At 47.2% G+C, this 20,140-nt stretch carries 15 protein-coding genes; 4 read left to right on the top strand and 11 right to left on the bottom strand.

Going from position 1 to position 20,140, the window contains the following annotated elements:
• Window positions 1–3 precede the first annotated feature (3 nt).
• Window positions 4–1,182: a pyridoxal phosphate-dependent aminotransferase gene (locus AKG35_RS04055; RefSeq protein ID WP_011130157.1), complete on the bottom strand. Its 1,179-nt coding sequence runs from the start codon at window positions 1,180–1,182 to the stop codon at window positions 4–6.
• 309 nt (window positions 1,183–1,491) lie between these two features.
• On the opposite strand from AKG35_RS04055, the gene AKG35_RS04050 reads away from it, so the two are divergent.
• The 3 genes from AKG35_RS04050 to AKG35_RS04040 are packed head-to-tail and all read left to right on the top strand — an operon-like array spanning window position 1,492 to window position 4,707.
• The gene (locus tag AKG35_RS04050) at window positions 1,492–2,091 is read left to right on the top strand and encodes a uracil-DNA glycosylase (protein WP_041384334.1); all 600 of its coding nucleotides are present in this window, start codon (window positions 1,492–1,494) and stop codon (window positions 2,089–2,091) included.
• A complete protein-coding gene (gene ispG, locus AKG35_RS04045) occupies window positions 2,088–3,308 on the top strand; it encodes a (E)-4-hydroxy-3-methylbut-2-enyl-diphosphate synthase (RefSeq protein WP_011130155.1) in 1,221 nt (406 codons plus the stop codon). The genes AKG35_RS04050 and ispG overlap by 4 nt, the downstream gene beginning before the upstream one ends.
• A 37-nt stretch (window positions 3,309–3,345) precedes the next feature.
• On the top strand, window positions 3,346–4,707 hold the full coding sequence (locus AKG35_RS04040) for a S41 family peptidase (RefSeq protein WP_011130154.1): 1,362 nt from the start codon (window positions 3,346–3,348) through the stop codon (window positions 4,705–4,707).
• A 91-nt stretch (window positions 4,708–4,798) separates the two neighbouring features.
• Here the strand turns inward: AKG35_RS04040 and AKG35_RS13615 are convergent, their stop codons facing one another.
• The 8 genes from AKG35_RS13615 to AKG35_RS04000 form a co-directional block, all read right to left on the bottom strand.
• Entirely contained in the window at window positions 4,799–4,921 is a 123-nt protein-coding gene (locus AKG35_RS13615) for a hypothetical protein (RefSeq protein ID WP_255454360.1), read from the bottom strand.
• Window positions 4,922–5,050: 129 nt separating this feature from the next.
• Complete coding sequence (gene mfd / locus AKG35_RS04035; protein WP_011130153.1) at window positions 5,051–8,632, bottom strand: transcription-repair coupling factor; 3,582 nt, start codon at window positions 8,630–8,632, stop codon at window positions 5,051–5,053.
• A gap of 146 nt (window positions 8,633–8,778) precedes the next feature.
• A complete protein-coding gene (locus tag AKG35_RS04030; RefSeq protein WP_011130152.1) occupies window positions 8,779–10,089 on the bottom strand; it encodes an aromatic ring-hydroxylating dioxygenase subunit alpha in 1,311 nt (436 codons plus the stop codon).
• Between the two features lie 896 nt (window positions 10,090–10,985).
• Window positions 10,986–11,717, bottom strand: a complete 732-nt coding sequence (locus AKG35_RS04020; RefSeq protein WP_011130151.1) for a hypothetical protein — start codon at window positions 11,715–11,717, stop codon at window positions 10,986–10,988.
• Between the two features lie 203 nt (window positions 11,718–11,920).
• Entirely contained in the window at window positions 11,921–12,955 is a 1,035-nt protein-coding gene (gene fmt, locus AKG35_RS04015; RefSeq protein WP_041384332.1) for a methionyl-tRNA formyltransferase, read from the bottom strand.
• The gene (locus tag AKG35_RS04010) at window positions 12,952–14,340 is read right to left on the bottom strand and encodes a TldD/PmbA family protein (protein ID WP_011130149.1); all 1,389 of its coding nucleotides are present in this window, start codon (window positions 14,338–14,340) and stop codon (window positions 12,952–12,954) included. The genes fmt and AKG35_RS04010 overlap by 4 nt, the downstream gene beginning before the upstream one ends.
• Entirely contained in the window at window positions 14,340–15,785 is a 1,446-nt protein-coding gene (locus AKG35_RS04005) for a TldD/PmbA family protein (RefSeq protein WP_011130148.1), read from the bottom strand. Before AKG35_RS04005 ends, AKG35_RS04010 begins: the two co-directional genes overlap by 1 nt.
• Before the next feature lie 168 nt (window positions 15,786–15,953).
• Window positions 15,954–16,463: a DUF2996 domain-containing protein gene (locus AKG35_RS04000; protein WP_011130147.1), complete on the bottom strand. Its 510-nt coding sequence runs from the start codon at window positions 16,461–16,463 to the stop codon at window positions 15,954–15,956.
• Here AKG35_RS04000 and AKG35_RS12745 point away from each other — a divergent pair.
• Window positions 16,447–16,839, top strand: a complete 393-nt coding sequence (locus AKG35_RS12745; protein WP_157859806.1) for a hypothetical protein — start codon at window positions 16,447–16,449, stop codon at window positions 16,837–16,839. The genes AKG35_RS04000 and AKG35_RS12745 overlap by 17 nt on opposite strands.
• Before the next feature lie 232 nt (window positions 16,840–17,071).
• Here AKG35_RS12745 and AKG35_RS03990 read toward each other — a convergent pair whose 3' ends face one another.
• Both AKG35_RS03990 and AKG35_RS03985 read right to left on the bottom strand, forming a co-directional pair.
• Window positions 17,072–17,680, bottom strand: coding sequence for a flavin prenyltransferase UbiX (locus AKG35_RS03990; protein ID WP_011130145.1), 609 nt, complete (start codon window positions 17,678–17,680; stop codon window positions 17,072–17,074).
• Window positions 17,681–17,683: 3 nt separating this feature from the next.
• On the bottom strand, window positions 17,684–20,077 hold the full coding sequence (locus tag AKG35_RS03985) for an RNB domain-containing ribonuclease (protein WP_011130144.1): 2,394 nt from the start codon (window positions 20,075–20,077) through the stop codon (window positions 17,684–17,686).
• Between the last annotated feature and the right edge of the window lie 63 nt (window positions 20,078–20,140).

Raw genomic sequence — 20,140 nt, 5'->3', positions numbered from 1 at the left:
TGTTCAGCTCTGTTTGAGAGCTTTGCGGAGACGTTCTAGTCCATCGCAAATCGTTTCTGGTGAAACCGCACAGGTGAGGCGTACGCAACTGTCGTCTCCAAATGCTGCACCTGGAACCATCGCAAGCCCATGGTTTTCAAGAGCTTGCTCACAGAAACTTACTGAGTCGAGGCTTTCAGGTGGCAGTTTTGGGAAGGCGTAAAAGGCACCTTTTGGAGGAACCAGGCTCATTCCCTCAAGGCTAAGCAAGCCAGAGGTGAGGAGTTCGCGGCGGGTGTTGTAGCTCTTGACCATCTTTTTCACACACTCCCTTGAGCCTTGCAGCGCGGCCAAGGCTCCACGCTGAGCGAAACTGCAGACATTGCTAGTGCTCTGGCTTTGGAGGGCAGTAGCAGCTTTTACAGCATCAGCGGGGCCGGCTAGATAACCCAAACGCCAACCGGTCATTGCCCAGCCCTTGGCAAAGCCGTTAACGATGAAGGTTCTGTTTGAAAGATCTGGTGCTATGGCCGAGAAGCTGTAATGCTGTTGCCCTTCTTCAAGAATGAACTCGTAGATCTCATCACTCATGACCAGGATCTGGGGATGATCTCTCAGCAGATCAGCCAATGTTTCCAGCTCCTTGCGTGCCATCACACGGCCGGTTGGGTTGCCAGGGGAATTAAGTAATAAAAGACGGGTTTTAGGGCCGATGGAGGCTTCTAGGTTGTTGAGATCTAGGCAGAAACCGTTTTCTGGAGTGGAGGGAAGTGTTGTCACCTTTGCACCAGCTAAGCGGGCCATTTCTGGATAACTCAGCCAATAAGGAGCAGGGATTAAAACCTCATCGCCCGGATTGAGGATCACCTGAAACAAGTTAAAGATTGCTTGCTTGCCTCCATTTGTCACCAACACTTGCTCTGCATTGGTTGGCACAGTGTTTTCTTTGCTGAGCTTGGTTGCTATTGCCTCACGGAGTTCGGGATCTCCGGCGGCAGGGCCATAACGGGTGATGCCATCACGGAGTGCCTTCACCGTGGCATCAATGATGAATTCAGGGGTATTGAAATCTGGCTCACCAGCACTCAGGCTGCAGATGTCGCGGCCTTCTTGCTGAAGGGCCTTTGCTCGAGCACTGATTGCCAGTGTGAGTGAGGGCTGAAGGGCAACGACTCGGTCGGAAAGATGAGGCGGGAGTGGCATTGGTGCCGCATCCCCTTGCGGGATGCCCGTAAGGACCATATCTTGCCTGATGCTCTGACATGGACAACCAACATCTTTCGATTGGCTTTTTAATGCTCATGGTTGACTTGGGTCGCACAACCACTGGCCTCTGAAGGTCAATCGATCTTGCCAAGAGCTTGTTTTTGGAGACTCTTCGCGGTTTTTTAGTCTGAATTCGCCTAGATCTGCTCAACGCAATTCGATGCTTTCCATCAGAGAGACGTTGCAGCTGTTCGCAATTAATTAAAATAAAACTCACAAGGATTGACCCATGTCTATGGGGCTCATATGGAGCGCACTAATGGCTGTGGTTCCTGTGACTTGCCTGTTAACCAGCCTCAGGTTGTTGTGAGTCGTGGAAACCCACATGCCTCTTTGATGCTGATCGGGGAAGCGCCAGGCGCTCGCGAGGATGAGCTAGGGAAGCCCTTTGTAGGACGTTCTGGTCAACTTATAGATCGTTTGATGGAGAGTGTTGGCCTTGACCCTCAAACTGATGCCTACATCTGCAATGTTGTGAAATGCCGGCCCCCTAAGAATCGGCGACCGACACTTGTTGAGATTGCTTCTTGCCGTCCCTGGTTGCAACAACAGATTGAGTTGGTTGATCCCTGCGTGATTGCCTTGGCTGGCTCGACAGCAGTCGAAGCCATCCTTGGTATCAAGGGAGGAATTACCCGTCTTCGTGGTCAATGGCAGCATTGGCAAGGCCGTTTACTGATGCCGCTTTTGCATCCTGCCTACCTCCTTCGCAATCCATCTCCAGTAGATGGTGCTCCTGTTGCCCTCACCAGAGGCGATCTGCTCGAGGTCCGCCAAAGGCTCATACAAGTCAATAGGAACGCTGTTGTGCCAATGTTGGATTCATCTAGGCGCCGTCTGCCATGAGTGCAACCATGGCTGAGTATCAATCCAGCACATCCAGGAGATACGACACCCAGATCCACCGACGTGTAACGCGCACTGTCAACGTAGGAGGTGTCTTGATCGGTAGTGATCATCCTGTCAGGGTGCAGTCGATGATCAACGAGGACACCCTTGACGTGGAGGGGGCAACAGCAGGCATACGACGCTTGCATGAAGCTGGTTGTGAAATTGTTCGTCTAACTGTTCCATCTCTCGGTCATGCCAAGGCCGTCGGCGAGATTTGTCAACGGCTTAGGGAGACCTATCAACCGGTACCCCTTGTGGCTGATGTCCATCACAACGGCATGAAAATTGCCCTTGAGGTGGCAAACCATGTCGACAAGGTGAGGATCAATCCTGGCCTTTTTGTGTTTGATAAAGCTGATCCAGATCGAACCGAGTTCAGCGGCGAAGAGATTGCTTCTATCAGAGAACGCATTGCCGAGAATTTTGAACCGCTTGTCACTCGTCTCAAGCAGCAAGACAAAGCCCTTCGTATTGGCGTGAATCATGGTTCGCTTGCTGAACGCATGCTCTTTGCCTATGGAGATACTCCTCTTGGCATGGTTGAGTCAGCAATGGAATTCGTGCGAATTTGCGATTCGCTCGATTTTCATAACATCGTGATTTCGATGAAGGCCTCTAGAGCGCCTGTGATGTTGGCGGCTTATCGATTGATGGCTGACACGATGGATCAAGAGGGTTTCAATTATCCCCTTCATTTGGGCGTAACCGAGGCTGGTGATGGGGATTATGGAAGGATTAAAAGTACAGCGGGCATCGCAACGCTTTTAGCAGAAGGTCTAGGCGATACCATCCGAGTTTCATTGACCGAGGCGCCTGAGAAAGAAATTCCAGTTTGTTACTCGATTCTTCAATCCATCGGGCTGCGCAAAACGATGGTCGAGTACATCAGCTGCCCAAGTTGTGGCCGAACATTGTTCAACCTTGAAGAGGTTGTTCAGAAAGTGCGCGATTCCACATCCCATCTTGTTGGTTTGGATATTGCGGTAATGGGTTGCATTGTGAATGGTCCAGGTGAGATGGCAGATGCTGACTATGGTTATGTTGGTAAAGGCCCAGGAGTCATATCCCTCTATCGGGGTAGAGATGAGATTCGCAAGGTTTCTGAGTCTGAGGGTGTAGATGCGTTGATCCAGTTGATTAAGGATGACGGTCGATGGGTGGATCCGCCATGAAGTCGTTATTGTGTGAGATCAGTCCAATTTGGACGCTATGCCCATCTCTAGAAGTCTTCGCTCATTAGGCCGCCAGCGCAGTTCATGGCTGGTCCTTCTGGGCGCGGGAGGAGCTGCTACTGCAATTGCACTTGCCTCTCCAAGTTTGGGTTTACCAAGGAGTTCTTCTTCCGCTATTAGTGATAGCCCCAAAGAGGTGATTGATCAGGTCTGGCAGATTGTATATCGTGACTATCTTGATTCCACAGGTAAATATAACCCTGAAGTATGGAAGGGACTACGCAAGGACTTATTAGCCAAGAACTATTCAGCCACTTCAGAATCCTATGAAGCGATCCGTGGCATGTTAGCAAGCTTGGATGATCCCTATACACGATTCTTAGATCCAAAGGAATTTAAGGAAATGCAGATCGACACCTCAGGAGAATTAACAGGTGTTGGCATCCAGCTTTCTCTAGACAAGGATACAAAAGAATTAGTTGTGGTTTCACCAATCGAAGGAACTCCTGCCTCTAAGGCTGGTGTCCAACCTAAGGATGTGATCGTTTTCATTAATGGACAATCCACTAAGGGCATGTCTACAGCGGATGCTGTTAAGTTGATTCGTGGTAAAGAAGGTAGTGAGGTCACCCTTGGTCTGCGTCGCAGGGGTGAAGTTATCCAGGTCCCGTTGATACGTGCACGCATTGAGATACAGGCAGTTGATATCCAGTTAAATACGACAGTAAGTGGTACAAAGATTGGTTATATCCGCCTGAAACAGTTTAATGCCCATGCAGCTAAAGGAATGCGAAGTGCTATCAAGAATTTAGAAAAAGAGGGTGCGCAAGGCTATGTACTCGACTTGCGTAGTAATCCTGGAGGTTTGCTTGAAGCCAGTATTGATATCGCACGCCAATGGCTTGATGAAGGTACAATTGTTCGAACAAAAACTCGTGATGGCATTCAAGATGTACGCCGAGCGAATGGAAGTGCCTTAACCCAACGCCCTGTTGTTGTTTTGGTGAATGAAGGCTCAGCAAGCGCAAGTGAGATCCTCTCTGGAGCACTACAAGACAATCATCGTGGTGTACTTGTAGGACAGAAGACCTTTGGCAAGGGCTTGGTTCAATCAGTTCGAGGCCTTTCTGATGGCTCTGGTCTTACTGTCACGATCGCTAAGTATCTCACTCCAAGCGGAACGGACATTCATAAAAATGGTATCAAGCCAGATATTAAGGCCGTGATGTCTGAAAAAGAAATCAATAATCTTAAGCTTGAGGATCTTGGTTCTGGGAAGGATAGTCAATACAAGGTGGCCGAAACAACACTAATTAAAGCCCTAAGCAAAATACTTGATGGACCAATGTATAAGCCTGTAGGAGTTAAACTTCCTCAGGCTATTCCATCAACGCTATAATATCTAAAAGTTAGGCTTTCTGTTAAATAATGATTAATGTATGACCTTGCAGGATGTGTACGAGGGCATATAATTACGCCCCGTTTGATCTCTAAGTAACAGGTTGCATTAAGCCACCATCTCCACCTGAATTCGAGTCGTCGTCATCGTTTTCTGCTTCGCTTTGAAGAACAGCAAAAATGGCAATGGCGGCGAGACTCAACAATCCGCTCATTAATCCCATCATTCCCTGATTGTTCCCGATCTCAGTGAATTCCCCCAAGGCACTTTTCGCTATTTCCGCAAATGTAACGAAGAATTGCGCTTTTGTAAAGACTTCTTAATATAGTTGCGCTGGAAGGGCTTAGGGGGTAATGACGGCCTCGTCTCGCTCTATGGCTTGCTGCTTTTGCTGAATTGCAGTTAATCCATCCTCGCAAGGAATCTGTGTGGCCATGAGACGCAACCACTCCATCAGTTGTTCAAGCTGTTTTTCCATAGGCAAGACGCTTAGACCTCGTGCCAGCACCTTGGCTTTATTTCCACTTCCAGTCTGGTAAATCAGTCGGCCGTGCAGGTGTTGCGGTAAACCTTGCCTAAGTAGCCGGAAGGCGGGCTCCTCCATCGGCGTTTCCATCGCAATATTTGGCTTTTCTGGCTTAATTCTCGAGATCCCGCAGCGACGAGCTAAGAGTTTGAGCTCCATGAGTTGGAGAAGTGATTGCACAGGACCAGGAATGGCTCCGTATCGGTCTGTCCAGCTAGCTGCCAACTCAATCAGTGATTCATGAGAAGCACAATTTGCGGCAGCTCGGTAGGCAGCGATCTTTTCGTCACCATCAACAATCCATTCCGCTGGCACGAAAGCTGTTACCGGCAGATCGATTTGAGTGTCATCTACAGATGGAATGCCCTGTCCTTGGATTTCAGCAAGTGATTCCTGCAACATTTCCATGTAAAGATCGAAACCAATGGTTTCCATTTGGCCGCTTTGTTCAACGCCGAGAAGGTTTCCCACACCACGGATTTCCATGTCTCGCATCGCTAGTTGATAGCCACTTCCTAGCTGTGCAAATTCCTGGATTGCCCTTAGGCGTTGTCTAGCGGTATCACTGAGGGATGCGTCACCCGGATAGAACAACCATGCATGAGCCTGAACACCGCTTCTACCCACACGTCCACGTAGTTGGTAGAGCTGTGCTAGTCCAAATTTATGAGCATCCTCAATGAGAATAGTGTTCACACGTGGGATATCGAGGCCACTTTCAACGATCGTGGTGCATAGCATCAAGTCGGCCTCCCCTGCATTAAAGGCGACCATCGAGCTCTCAAGTTCGCCTTCTGCCATCTGACCATGGGCTACCAACAACTTCAAATCGGGCAGCATCTGTTGAAGTTGACGAGCTACATCTTCAATACCCTCAACACGAGGAACGACATAGAACACCTGTCCGCCTCGATCAAGTTCCTGGCGGATAGAACTACGAACTGCTTCTTCATCAAAAGCGGCTAGGTGGGTTTTGATAGGCCGGCGCAATGGTGGAGGGGTTGTGATCAGACTCATTTCCCTTACCCCTGAAAGGCTCATGTATAAGGTTCGCGGAATTGGTGTGGCTGAAAGGGTCAAAACATCTACATCCTTACGAAGAGCTTTGATCTTTTCCTTTTGATTGACTCCAAAACGCTGTTCCTCATCAACAACCAACAACCCTAGTTTTTGGAATGTTGTGTTTTTACTGAGTAGCTGGTGGGTACCGACAACTGCATCGATTGTCCCTTCTTTGAGGCCATTAAGTATTGATTTTCGTTCTGAGCTTGTTCTGAATCGGTTCAGTAAAGCGACCTTGATTGGGTAGGGAGCGAAGCGGTCTGAAAGTGTTCTCCAGTGTTGTTGGGCTAGCACTGTTGTGGGCGCAAGCATGGCTATCTGGCGTCCAGACGTAATTGCTTTGAAGATCGCTCGTATTGCTACTTCCGTTTTTCCGAAACCAACATCTCCGCACACAAGCCGATCCATAGGTTGTGCTGCTTCCATATCGCGTTTTACATCAACGACTGCCTTGACCTGATCAGGTGTTGGTTCATAGGGAAAGGATTCTTCTAGTTCAATCTGCCATGGTCCATCTGGTGGGAAGGCATATCCAGGGGCCTGGAGTCGCTCTGCATAGAGCTTGACCAGATCCATCGCAACTTTGCGAACTAACTTTCGGGTGCGCTCTTTAACTTTTTGCCACGTTGTTCCTCCCATGCGATTAAGTTTTGGTGGCGATTCACTTGTTGATCGATACCGACCAAGGCTGCCGAGCTGATCGGCGGCCACGCTGAGTGTTCCATCCAAATACTCGATAACCAAATAGTCACGGACCTCACCACTTATGGCTAGTTTTTCTAATTTCAGAAAACGACCGATGCCGTGATTGCGATGCACGACGAAATCCCCAGAGCACATTTTATTGGGGTCAACCGTACGACTCGCCGCCCGTCGTCGTCGTCGAACATAACCGGTAGAGCCAAGGGTTTTTTGACCAAAAAATTCACGGTCAGTCATCAAAACAACACGCCAGGCTGGCAAGATCAGCCCCTCTAAATCCACAGAACCAGTTGTCTTTAAAGCTACTGGGGTGTTTTGCTCGAGCAAACGTTCAATGGCTGGGTGATCTTTAGCGTTTGGGACGAAGCGTGTGATGCAGTCATGCTCCTCAAGAAGAGCCACAGCACGGCTTGGTTGTGCTGATAAAAGCCAAACGGGATGATGTTCTTTTTGATAATTTTTGATTTGCTCTCCTAACCTGCCGAACTGGTTTGGGTTGGCTGGAATTGGCCGACTGGCAAGATCAAAACTATTTGCATAACCATCGTCTTCATGGAGTTCGGCAAGATCAATGCCAGCAAAGCGATCTGTGGTTGCATAGCTTTCTTTGATGCTGCGATGAAGCAATGGAGGCCAATACTTTTTTTGTTCATCAGTCGACAATCCCATTGATTGACCCACATCAATGTGATGTTCTTCTGCATGTTCAAGCCATAGTTTTCCATGTGCAGAGCCATGACGCTTCTCATCTATTGCGATAAAGGAGTTGGCAGGAATGTAGTCAAGTAGCGAGGCAGGTTTGTTCCATGCAATACCCATTAACCTTCTTATACCATCTGGTGTAGAACCTTCTAATAGTTGATCTAAAGTCTTCTCACTAACAAGACGGTCAAGCCCATCGGGCATGGACTCTCGTAGTTGATGAGCAATTAATGGACTAAACCCTGATGGGGTTAGGCAAAGCTCATTAACTTCATCCAGGGAACGTTGACTGATTGGGTCGAATTCTTTTAATTTGTCAAGTTCATCACCGAATAACTCGAGGCGAACTGGTAATTCACTGCTTACTGGAAAAATATCAACGATGTCACCACGACGACTCCAGGTAGCTTCCTGATCAACGGTTGTAACTCGATCATATCCAAGTTTGCTAAGAGTATTGGCTAAGCTTTCCAGGTCTATATGCTCTCCACGACAGAGTATTTCACACTGTGATGCGAGTGCATCAACAGGAGGTAGATGTGGCTGCAAAGCTCTTTCTGTGGCCACAATGGCTCGATCCCAACTTCTGGATGATTCTCCAAGAAGTTCACTTAGAACCTGCAATTGCCCCCATACGATTTCTGTTGTGGGGTCAAATGGCTCATAAGGTGATCCTTCACTTGTTGGGTAGAGATGATTATGCGACCAACCCATCATCGCAAGCAGCGAAGACCAGCGATTGGCCTCTTCTAGTGTCGGTACGATCACAACCAGTGGACGGTTCTGCTTACGAGCTATTGCACTTGCAATCAATGCGCGCCCGACTCGCCCGGCTCCCCGCATCAGTAAGCGGTCGTTTCGATTACTTCTATCCACCAACTCACCAGTGAGAGTCGACTTCTGAAGCTGACGAACTAATGAGCTCAGAGGCATGGTTGCTAAATAATCATCAAAATTGACAAGTTATAAATATAGCTTGTGAGGCCCAAGTGAAGTGTTTTGTTCAATTGTTAGGCAAGGCCTAATTCTTGAACAGAACTCATATCAATAAAAATCAAAATCTCTAAGAAATTAGATCTTTATTCTTGAGTTCCAACCATGGGCATTGAAACATTGCCAGACTTTATTTGTTGAACTAAGTCTGGCGCAAAAATTAACGCGAGTATGATCAGTATTATAGAGAATAGTCTAACGGCTACTTTGCGATCAATTATACGTTTAATATCATGAGATAACTGTGGGTTTGCAGGAGGGTATAGCATCAACATATCTTGATGAATTGTATTTGTATGTGCGGTTGTGGGGTGTATATCCCATGGGTGTTCTTTTTCAAGTGAGTGTTGATGCCAATCCCAAAAAAGATTAATCATCTTGTCTTCTGCTAAAAGTTTGGTTTGACCTTGGTTCAAGTATCCCATTTGCTCATTAAACGTTTGAGTTTGTAAGACGAGATAATCTTCCGAGAAAATTTTATAAAACACTTTTTGCTGCCTTTGTTTAAAGAGAAGTAATTTGCACAGAAGCTTATTCCTAAGAAACTTTCTATAATGACGAACAATGATTCGTGCTCTATTATGTGACAAGGGGATATGATCTAAAACTTGTACATATCTTGCCTGCTCAGTTGCTCCCTTGAAAATAATCACACGGCCAGGAGGGATGAAGATTTGAGAAATGAATTCTTCTTTGTTATTTTCTTTCTCATGGTAGACACTTCGAAGATGATATTGGTCTTTATTAATTGACTGGTTGAAGCTTTTAATTGTTTTTCTGTTAACATCATTTCCTGGCAATGTATTGCCATGTAGCCAAAAGATATGTAAGATGTCCAAATGATTTTCTATGATGCGAGACCAATCGCATTTAAAGTCTATAAATACTTCTTCATATTCGTAATCTTTCAAGTCAAAGCCATATGCCTCTGGAAGACTATTCTCTAGGTGAGATTTTATCTGAAAATCATTTGGGCTAGGCTGTGCTTCTCCTGTATAATAAATATATATATAGTCACCTTGCTCTACACAGGGATATTGCCTTAGGTGTAAATGGTTCGCGAAGTTATCATAATGAGAGTCAATAATATGTTTGCATGTGATTCTGTCTGATCCATCCTGATTGCAGGATGTCGTAAAGCGACCTCCATGATATGGACAAACAATTTCACCGTTTTCATTTTCTCCTCCACGAAAAGATGCCGATCGATGCGGGCATGAATCTTTGATACATCTCGGTTTGTTATTCTTGTCTCTGTATATCACTAATGGCTCATTAAACATGGACAAATGATATAATTCATTTTCTTTTAATAACTTACTAGCACAGACGGAATACCAACCCAGTAGGCCTACTGAAGGACGTATGGCTTTCTCGATTGGAGACTCAACTGTCAACTTGGTCTTTTTTTATTAATTCGATTTTATCGTGCAGGCAACTGGTTTGTAAATTCTGCAGTTATGGCGTAATAATATTGATATTCTGGTGAGCTTCTCATTGGCCTCTTGGATGTGACGTTAAGACTCATAAACCCTTGCGCTGCAGGCGATCATACCGGTGACACCTGGGCCTCACCCTCACCCCCCCCCTGACAGGACGTTCGTGGCACTTAGCTCACCGTTTTCTGGTAGATCTTTCCTGCCTTGAGGGCACGGGTTGCGGAACCTTCGTATTTTGACACCCCAGTTGATTATTCAGGCTAAAATTACTTAACGCTTACAATTTATGCAATATACCAATTCTGACGAATCAGCGAACAGACTAGCAGTATCTCTTTGCCTGAATTTCAATTGGCTGTTTAACTCTTATCTAGCCCTTCTAATTATGCTGCCACTGATGATAACAACTTATTGTGGATCTTTTGACTGCTTAAGAGTTTCAGATTCATAATATTGTGCAAGATGCTATTCTCTGAGGCCTGATTCCGTGCCATTGATTCTTTCCGATGCAACAGGATATTTCGGTCTAATTGTTTCCGCATGCTCAACAGCCTTATTTCTAGGCATCCAATACTCTTTTCAGGCTTCCAATTCTGATTGTCTATCAAGCTCACGTTGACCTAGAGTATTGATACCTCTTGAATTTATCTGTTGAGCCTTTGGCTTTTGTGTATATTATTTCCAGACTAACTTAAAAGCCACTCTTGATTGGTCTGCATTGATACTATTCTATAGCTTTTATACAGCCTTTAACGATATATTTACTATTTCTGTCTCAATAATCGTTAGCCTTGTTTTTTTCTTTATGAATACATCAACATATACGAATCATGTAGGCAATATATTTATTTTGATTATTGCCTATTTGATATCAGCTCTGCTTCTAGAAGCATGTTGAAACTCAGCAATTGTTGATCATTTAATTGTTGTCGACTTCTCGCTTTTAGTTGCTCTTGTAGGTATCTTCTGCCTTGCTCTGGTGTCCATCTAAGTTTCTCGAGCAATTGATCACATTGGCTCAAAAGATCTTTGCGGCGTAATGGTTGGCTAGCCTCATTAGGGTCTTCTCCAGGCTTTAATCCTTTTAGTTGATTCAGAAATGAAGTTAAATCACTGTAGCGAGTGATGCGATGACGACTTGAGTGACCAAAGCACTTCTGCAGGTAAAGCATCTCCTGTTCTCTATCCCATCCGATTCTTTGTAGCTCATGATCTATTGCTGCCAATTCATCACTCCAGTCTTCGGGATCTGTTAGAGCCTCTACTTGATGCTCTGATGTTGATAATTGTTCTATATTATTTGGTTGATGATTCTGCTCATCTTTTTTGAATGGCACGCTGATTAATCTTTTATTAGTGCTTGAATCTGAATCAGTTTCTTGAGTCTCAACTAAATCACTATCATTGAGATGGCTTGTCTTGTTGGCTAGTCGTTGGATCAGTCTTTCTATGGCTCGGTCTTCTGCAGACTCAGCTGTCGGTCCCTCTCCTAAGGCACTTCCTAGAGGCTCACCACCTTCCCAACCCGAAACGTGCACAATGCAACGATTTGGGTCTGTGTGGCACAACTTTACCTGGATCTGCATCACCAACGGCTAAAGCGAGTCTTTCTTGGCATTATTGACCACGCCAACTCATAACTGCGCTGTTTGTGATTTCTCTATTCCTTTCGCCTTTTGACATTGGTCTTCTAAGCATGCTCCTGTCAGGATTGGTCAAGTCTGGTTTGAACCTATGACAATTTTTGAAACTCGCTAAAGGAGGACATCTGGCAAAGATAACCCTTGTGTTAGATGTTGAACCCCACCCCAAGACCCTGGCCAACAGTCGCTTGCAATTGTTGTATTAACACCTCTCCAAGTGCCTTGCTTTTGCCTTCCAATTGGCCTTGTCGAATGAGTAAAGGGCACGTTTTTGTACTTACGACTAGGCCCAGATCGGATTCGCAAGCCAGGATCTTTCCTGGTTCATGTTCTCCATCTTGCCATCGTCCAAGCAGTGGCCTTACTTCTTCCGAAAGCTTGGATTTCAATTCCTCATCAAGTGGCTCAGTGGCTTGTACTTTCAGCCTTTTGTTATTCCAGCTGCTGAATGCGTTTGGATAAAGGCCCATAACCCTGCGATGCAAATCCATTGCAGATTGATTCCAATCAAGAATGTGGTCTTTTTTCGAGAGCATTCGGGCATATGTCGGGTCACCTTCAATCTCTTCCTGTTTGATGACTTCCAATTGTTTCCAACGTTCCGATTCGATTCCAGGGCCTGCTGCTGCAATCCTTGGCATTGATTCTAAAAACAATTTTGCTGTTATAGAGCTCAAACGATTAGACAGCTGATTCGCATTTTCGAGTAAGCCGATAGCAACCCTTTCCTGGACTAAAACAGGGCCTGTATCAAGCCCCTCTTCCATTGCCATGATTCCAACGCCTGTCACGCTGTCACCACTTAGCAAACTCCATTGAATCGGTCCTGCTCCTCGCCAGCGGGGTAGCAGTGAAGCGTGACCGTTCCAGCAACCGAGAGGAGGTTGATTGAGAACTGTTGAAGGAAGAAGCTGCCCAAAGGCGACTACAACAGAGATATCAGCCTTTAGTGATTTTAATTCTGCTTGAATGTCGCCCTCATCCCTAATCCGTTCAGGGGTGAATAAACGCAACCCCTGATCCATTGCTCGTTGTTTGACGGGTGACGCCATTTGCTGATTACCACGCCCACGACGACGATCAGGCTGACTCACCACGCCAACAATTTCATAGCCTGAGTCATTTAAGGCATCCAGAGTTGGCACTGCATAGCTGGGGGTACCCCAGAACAGCACCCTCATGCTTCACCAGTAATTGATAAGCCTTCGACCCACACATGAGGAGATACCCCACCAGGTGTGATTACCTGTTCAGCTTCCATATTCACAATGCTATTCAACAGCGTACGGATGTCTCCAGCAACTGTCGCTGCTTCGATCGACACCCTTTCCCCTTTGATGACCAACCAACCATTAAATGGCAAAGAGAATGAACCCTGACTTGCTTTAACCCCAGCATGTAGAGCATTTAACCCTTCGATTAACACGAAGGTTTCTTTACTCCTGCTGTGTTGCAGATGAGTATTTGCACTGTTTTGACCTTCAGTTTTGCTCACTTCAAACCAATCGGGTCCCACTGATACCTTTGCTCCCAGTCCGGCATGGCCAGTTGGTGGTACACCAAATGCCCTTGCGGTAGCTTCCGAGTGCAGGAAACTCTCAAGTCTTCCACCGTTGATTAAGCAAAGTTTTTGAGTAGGTGTGCCTTCACCATCGAAACTAGAGGCACCTACATGTGCAGGATGTAGGCCATTATCATGAAGGGAGAAGAATGGAACGGCGATATTTTTGCCGATTGTTTCTCGTTGGCTGAGGCTAACGCCATCGAGCACTGCTCTGGCATTGAACATGCTGCTGAAGGCACCGATCAAGTCTAGGAAAGCCTCTGGTGTAAAGCAGACGAGATAACACCCAGTGTCGATCGGCTGATAGTCAAGATGACTGATTGTTCGTTCTGCTGCTTCATCAATACATCCATCAATATCCAGATCGTGACTACCTAGAGCAAGGCGAATTGCACCACCACTGCGTGGTTTACGTCCACTTTCTTCTGCGCGGGCAAAAAGGTAAAGGCTGGCTTGACTACGCTTCATTTGACGAAGCGCACCATCGCTATTGAGATAAACTCGTTCGTAGGTTGCTTCTCCTAGACCGTTGTAAGGAATGCTCTGTATAGCAGGATGTCGACTAAGAAGATCAGCTTCGGCCTCTTTAAGAACCTCAAGCATTCGTTGAATTCCCTGTGCTGGTCTTAGAGGTCGCTCTAGCTTTGGTAACGGAGATTTAGCGAGTGTTGAGAAGGCAGGAACGTCATCGGCGTTGCCAAAGTCACTTGCCTGACGAGCACCAATAAGCGCTTTCTCTATTCCTTTTTCTGAAAGATCTGACGTGCTTGTGATTCCTACAAGCCCTTTGTTGTTCCATACACGTACTGTGATTGAGCTGCGTTGCGCACCCTTCATTTGCTTGGCTTCGCCACGATCAATTTGAACAGAACTATCTGTGCTGCATGATGCTCCTAAATCCCATTGGTGGATACTCTCGCGGCTAGCAAGTTGACTGAGTTTATCCCGTAGAGAATGAGTGTCGAGTTCGATTGCATTTGCTGCTTGTATTTCGGACATCATCAACGCCCTCCCACGGTGATTGAATCGACTTTGATATGAGGCTGCCCTACGGTGACAAAAATGTTACCGCTTATTGACCCGCAGAAACCGGCTGCCAGCTCAAGATCCTTGGCACACATCGAGATCCGTGGCATCACATCCTTTGCTTCGCCAATCAGAGTGGCTCCTTTAACAGGTTTGCCGAGCTTGCCTTTCTCGATCAGATAGCCCTCTTCTACAGCAAAATTAAATTGACCTGTGGGTCCAACGCTGCCTCCACCCATTGATTTGCAGTAAAGGCCTCGGTCGATCGAGGCGATGAGTTGTTCCGGTGAGTGCTGGCCGGCGGCGATATAAGTGTTGCGCATGCGGCTAGCTGCAGCGAATGTGTGGGACTGACGTCGGCCGCTGCCTGTGCGCTGGTGACCGGTACGGAGCTCACCGGCTCTATCGCTGATGAATTGCTTGAGCACACCGTTTTCAATTAATACCGTTCGCTGACTTTCCATGCCTTCGTCATCCATGCTCAGGGAACCGAAGGCCCCATCAGTAATCCCCTCATCGATTGCCGTTACAGCTTCATGGGCGATCGATTGGTTCAACTTCTCGCTGAAAGGTGTTGTACCGCGCTCGATCTGAGTGGTCTCGAGCAAATGCCCACATGCTTCGTGAAAAATCACACCACCAAAGCGGTTGGCGAGTACTGCTGGCATTTGACCGGCGTCCACGTAATCGGCATAAAGCATCGTGCCTGCGCTTTCGCAAACTTCCTTGGCGCTCGTTTCGGCATCCCACTTGCGAAGATCGTCTGGACGTCCCGATGTGCCATAACGGCGACCAATGCTTGAGCGGTGCTCGCCATCTGTAGCAAGGACATTAAGTCCTATGGACTGATGCAAACGGATGTCGCGTCCAAAGGTGCCATCACTTGCAGCCACGAGAACCTCCTGCCAGTCGCGGGCATAACTGCCTCGCCGCACCTGCAGATGGGTTCCATATTGATTAAGCAATTGAGTTCCATTTAGAAGGCGATCACTTGCTTCATACAGCTCTGGGCATTGGTTGAGCCAGTCGGCCTTATCGATGGCGAAATCACGAAGGTTCGGCAGACCATTAAATGATGAGCGACCAGCCTCATTAACCTCAAGCCCAAGCATGCTGAGAGCTTGCTCTAATGCATGCTTCAGGCCTGCATCTGAAAGATCATTGGTACTGACAAAGCCATCTTGTTTGCCCAGGAACACCCTGATCCCAGCACCCCTGCCGAAGGATGGAGTGACACTGGTAATGGTGTCTTGTTCAGCAAGGACGCTGAGATGATCAATTTGCTCCAGGTAGACCTCCACCAGATCAGCACCGGCAGTTCGACCACGCGCTAGTAGTAATTCCAGTTGTGGTTGCCAGTGGCTATTCAAGGCTTCTGCCTTATGCACCAGGCTTTGATCTGGGGTGTAGGTCGAGACCAACCATTTCTCCTGCAGCTTGCGTTGATTATGGAGAGAATTTGCGTAGATATGTAGATGGACAGCGCCGATCCAGGCGAACCGCAAAAAAAATGCTTATTTCGTTCTCTGCATCGTGGCTTCGGAAACGGCGAAAATACGTTTAAAAGCCTGAACAGGCTAATAAGTCTCTCAGTTTGCAGTCAACCATTTCTGACCATTGAGCCGCTGCAACAGACGTGAGCGCAATAAAGTCAATGTCATCTTTTTTTCATCAATTAGGAATGGCTCTATGAGACTTGGTTCTGTTCCAGTCTCAGCTAGAGAAATAGTCTTTTTAGAAGCGATTGAATCACTTGCAAAGCAAAGCCAAAAGCGACGACCGAGGGGGATCTCACCACAGACCATCCAGCAAGGATCACCGACAACTGGTCGATCTCCCTGAATCAGCTCAAGAGTTGATGGTGGCATACCTCTTTCAGTAAGTGCCTGTTTTATGTTTGGAAGAAAGTCATCACGAATAAAGGTCTCAAAAGGTTTGTCTTCTACCTTTGCAGCTGGAGGTTTGGCGGTTTGGGGCTTTGCTCCCTCCTGTTGATCTTCAGTGGGGTTGGTTTTCACTGGATTCTCTAGAGTTGGTTTTTGTTCAGCTGGCTTTTGACCATCAGCATTAGGATTTACGCGGTTGTCGTTGTCGTTCACTGGATCAGTACAGACGAATGAACTTTATACAGCTTGGCGACGAACTCAACGATCCGTTGAGTTCGATGCGCTATTGGTTTACCAGTCCTCACTGAGTGAATCTCCCCAAGAATCATTTTCTGTTGATGAATATCTATGTGGAACGTTGCTCTCGACAGGTGGACGCTGGGGCGATTTCTCAGCATGCGTTTGCCGCCTTACTGATGATCTTCGTACGACTCGGAATGGCACAGCCACCGTGGGAGATGGATCTCTTAAATCCCGTTCTGGGTTCTCATCATGCTTTGGTCTTGATTGGGATGGTTCATCGTTGGCTGCCTGCCAGTTTCGTTGCCACGTCGTGCTGGTATTGGGCGAAGCCTCTCTTACCCCTTGATGGAAATGATCATGTAAGGGGTCTCTGCTTAGTGGTAAGGAGAGACTTGTGGTTAGGGCGAAAATTGCCCCTGCGCTGCTGCCAAGGACCATCCACCCACCTAGTGTCCAGCTTGGAGATCGCCAATTCAATATCCGTAGGTTGACAGGTTGGTTGAGATTGAAACCTGCTACTACAACCACAGCCAGCAGAGGACTCAGGCAAGGCAAAAGTAAGTACTTTTGCAGTCTTGTCATTGTGAAGGACCATTCCAGCGGTTAATGGGGGCGAGCCTTTCATCAAAGAGGTCGAACAATCTCACAACAAGAAAATCAACCATCTCTTCAATTGTGTTTGGTTTTGTATACCAGGCAGGAATTGGTGGCGCAATTTTGGCTCCTGCTTCTGCAAGTGATGTGAGGTTGCGAAGGTGAATGATGCTCCAGGGCATGTCCCTTGGCGCAATCACCAGAGGCCGCCCCTCTTTGAGGTGAACGTCTGCACAACGCTCGATTAGATCGATTGATACACCAGCATTGATTCGACCAATTGTGCCCATACTGCAGGGCACGATTGCCATCCCGCGGGTGCGGAAACTACCGCTTGCGATGCAGGCAGATTGATCATTCCAGCGATGGCATGTCAGATTGCCATTTTTTACTTGTAGATGATCGCGCCAGAATTTCTCCTGATCAGAAGGATCCACTGGAACTTCAATTCCTCTTTCGGCTTTCCACACCTGAAGAGCCCCGTGGCTGAAAATCAAATGGACGTCACGGTTGTTTTCAAGCAAGAGCTGCAGCGATCTTTCAGCTAGAGGTTGAGCTGATGCTCCAGATACGGCAAGGACATAGGGATCCACAAACTATGCCTCACTTGAGCTGACTAGTTGTTCATTATTCTTGGTGATTTTGCCTTTGACCTCACTTTTTTTTGTTGTTGTTGCTTGATTGGTTGGATCAGAATTAACATTCATATTGGCTTCAACAGTTATTGCTGATCCATTGACTTCGAGGTCAATTTGGTTTCTTAAGGCGTCTACTTTAACAACCTTAACGTTTACTTGATCACCAAGTTGATAGATCTTGCGATTCTTCCGACCCACCAATCGGTTTTGACGTGAGCGATATTCGTACCAATCGTCATTTAAAGAGCTGACGTGGACAAGGCCCTCTGCCATAGAAGGTGGAATTTCCACAAAGAACCCATAACTCTGCACTCCGCTTATCACCCCCTGATGCTCTTCCCCAACAAGGGGTTCCACGATACGTGCCTGAACCATAGCGATCAGGTCTTGTCGAAGCTCTTCAGCTTGACGGCGCAGTGTGTTGAGGCGATGCACGAGGCTTTTACTGCAAATTTCTTCTAGGTTCTTTGCTTGGCTTGTGCTGAATAGTGGCCACTTGATTTGTTGCCAGCATTCACGGGACCCCAGAACCACTTTTTCCTTTTGTCGGACATTTGGACGATCTTTACCGTTACTTAAAAGTGTCACTATGATCTCTTGATTAACAAGATCGGTGTAATGGATAGTTGGACAGCACCAAGGTGATTGTAGGTTCGAATCCTTTGTCTTTGTGTCTTCATGGTCGGATTCAATGTTTCCATTCTCTTTCTGACTATCATTAATTCCCAGTCTTAACAAAGTTTCTGGCAGTGCATGGCGTAGTTGCTGATCCAGCACTCTTCGACAGGCTGTTGTCGAAAATGCTTTTGCAAGCTCTGTGGCAGCAGGTCTACCTTCTTCATCAAGTTCCAAGGCAATATCAAGAGCTAATGCTGATTTAGCAACGTCGTTCAAGGTGTTGTTGTCTGCTTCTGAAGCCTCAATCACCAGGCCAGGGAGTTGCAAGTTCTGGGCATGTTGCGCCCAGGCACGATGAGCAGCTCTAATCATTGGGCTCAAAACTGATTGGGGGTCAGTTTGATCAAGAGGAAGAGCCCATTGATGATGATATGAATCAGGGTCTGCCCAGCGGAGGTCGCCAAGACATTGAAGTTCTGGAACAGCCAGATCAAGCTCTATAGAGCCACTGGCCTGTTCTCCCATTTGCAATGTACGAGCACAAAAGATTAATGTCTCGAGTTGGGCTAAGTGATCCTTAACGGGCTTCAGAGCAGCAGGGACTGTTCTTGCCTTTGGTTTTCTGTTGCTAAGAGCTGTGAGGGTCTTAGGTCCGATTTCGGCTACTGGCTTGATTGAACTAAGGCTGAAATGCCAATTAGTTACCTCACCATCTGCCGAGATGTCGAGAGCAACGCTTACTGCATCGTTGATTTCCCCAACTTTAAATGAACAGGCTTTTGAAAGAATTTGGCCGAGTAGGGGATGCCAAACTTCTCCAAGGCAGAGAGCTTCCGCTCGATCTCTTAGCCAGAGATCCAGGTTGTTCCCAATAGTAAGACGTTCTGCTACAGCAGGCGCATGAATCCACAGACGTGTGCCACCTGCATGGGGCTCCACATACACCGCTGGTAGGGGTGGCGCATCAGATACCTGCCAGCTACGCAGTAGCAACGCTGGTTGCGAGCTCAGATCTTGCCGATGTTTAGCCGTTGGGGTCTTTAGGCTGCTGCGTGGTGGAGCAGGTCGATCTTGAAGGTTGGCTTTGGTAAGAAGAAGATCACGATCACTTGAGGGGCCTCCATTCAAGGGAAGTGACCGTGCTACATGCCCTTCAGCGGGGAACTGGGCAATGGGATAGCGATCAAGCTTCACCTCCACCACGCTTGTCTGCTCCCCATCATTCAGATGGGCTTGATCACCATCTGGCAGTTGGATCGTTGCAAGGATGCGGTCATCAAGAGGTATTGCAAGGATATTTTGATCTTTGCGTTCAACATGACCAAGCAAGCTGGTGGTGCTCCTTTCGAGGATGCATTGCACACCACCTTCTGGCGATCTTCGACGTCCCCCATCTCTTGTGATGCGGACTAGTACCCGATCTCCGTTCCAGGCATGGTTGAGCTGATGATCGCGAATATAGATATCGTCTCCCCCATCATCTCTTAGGGCAAAGCAAAATCCTTTACTGCTGCAGCGCAAACGAGCTTCAATCAGTGACTCGTCATCACTACGCTTTATTGCACCGGCTTCTTCGTTGTTGACAATGCCGAGCTTCAAGAGAGCCTGAAGGGCTGTTTCAAGACCGTCGCGATCGGCCTTTGTGGTGAGCTTGAGAATTTTTTCGAGTTTTTTGATCTCCAGTCCCCCAGTGGGGGGTAACTGGTCAAGCAGGTCAGCGACCGTGAACTTCATTGAGATAGGAAGGTAGAAGACCAGTCTTCATGACCGGCGGTGCCATCACCAAAGAGGAATCCG

The sequence above is a fragment of the Prochlorococcus marinus str. MIT 9313 genome, assembly GCF_000011485.1.
In the GTDB taxonomy this organism is placed as follows: domain Bacteria; phylum Cyanobacteriota; class Cyanobacteriia; order PCC-6307; family Cyanobiaceae; genus Prochlorococcus; species Prochlorococcus marinus_D.
This window is presented reverse-complemented; position numbering and strand designations above follow the sequence as displayed.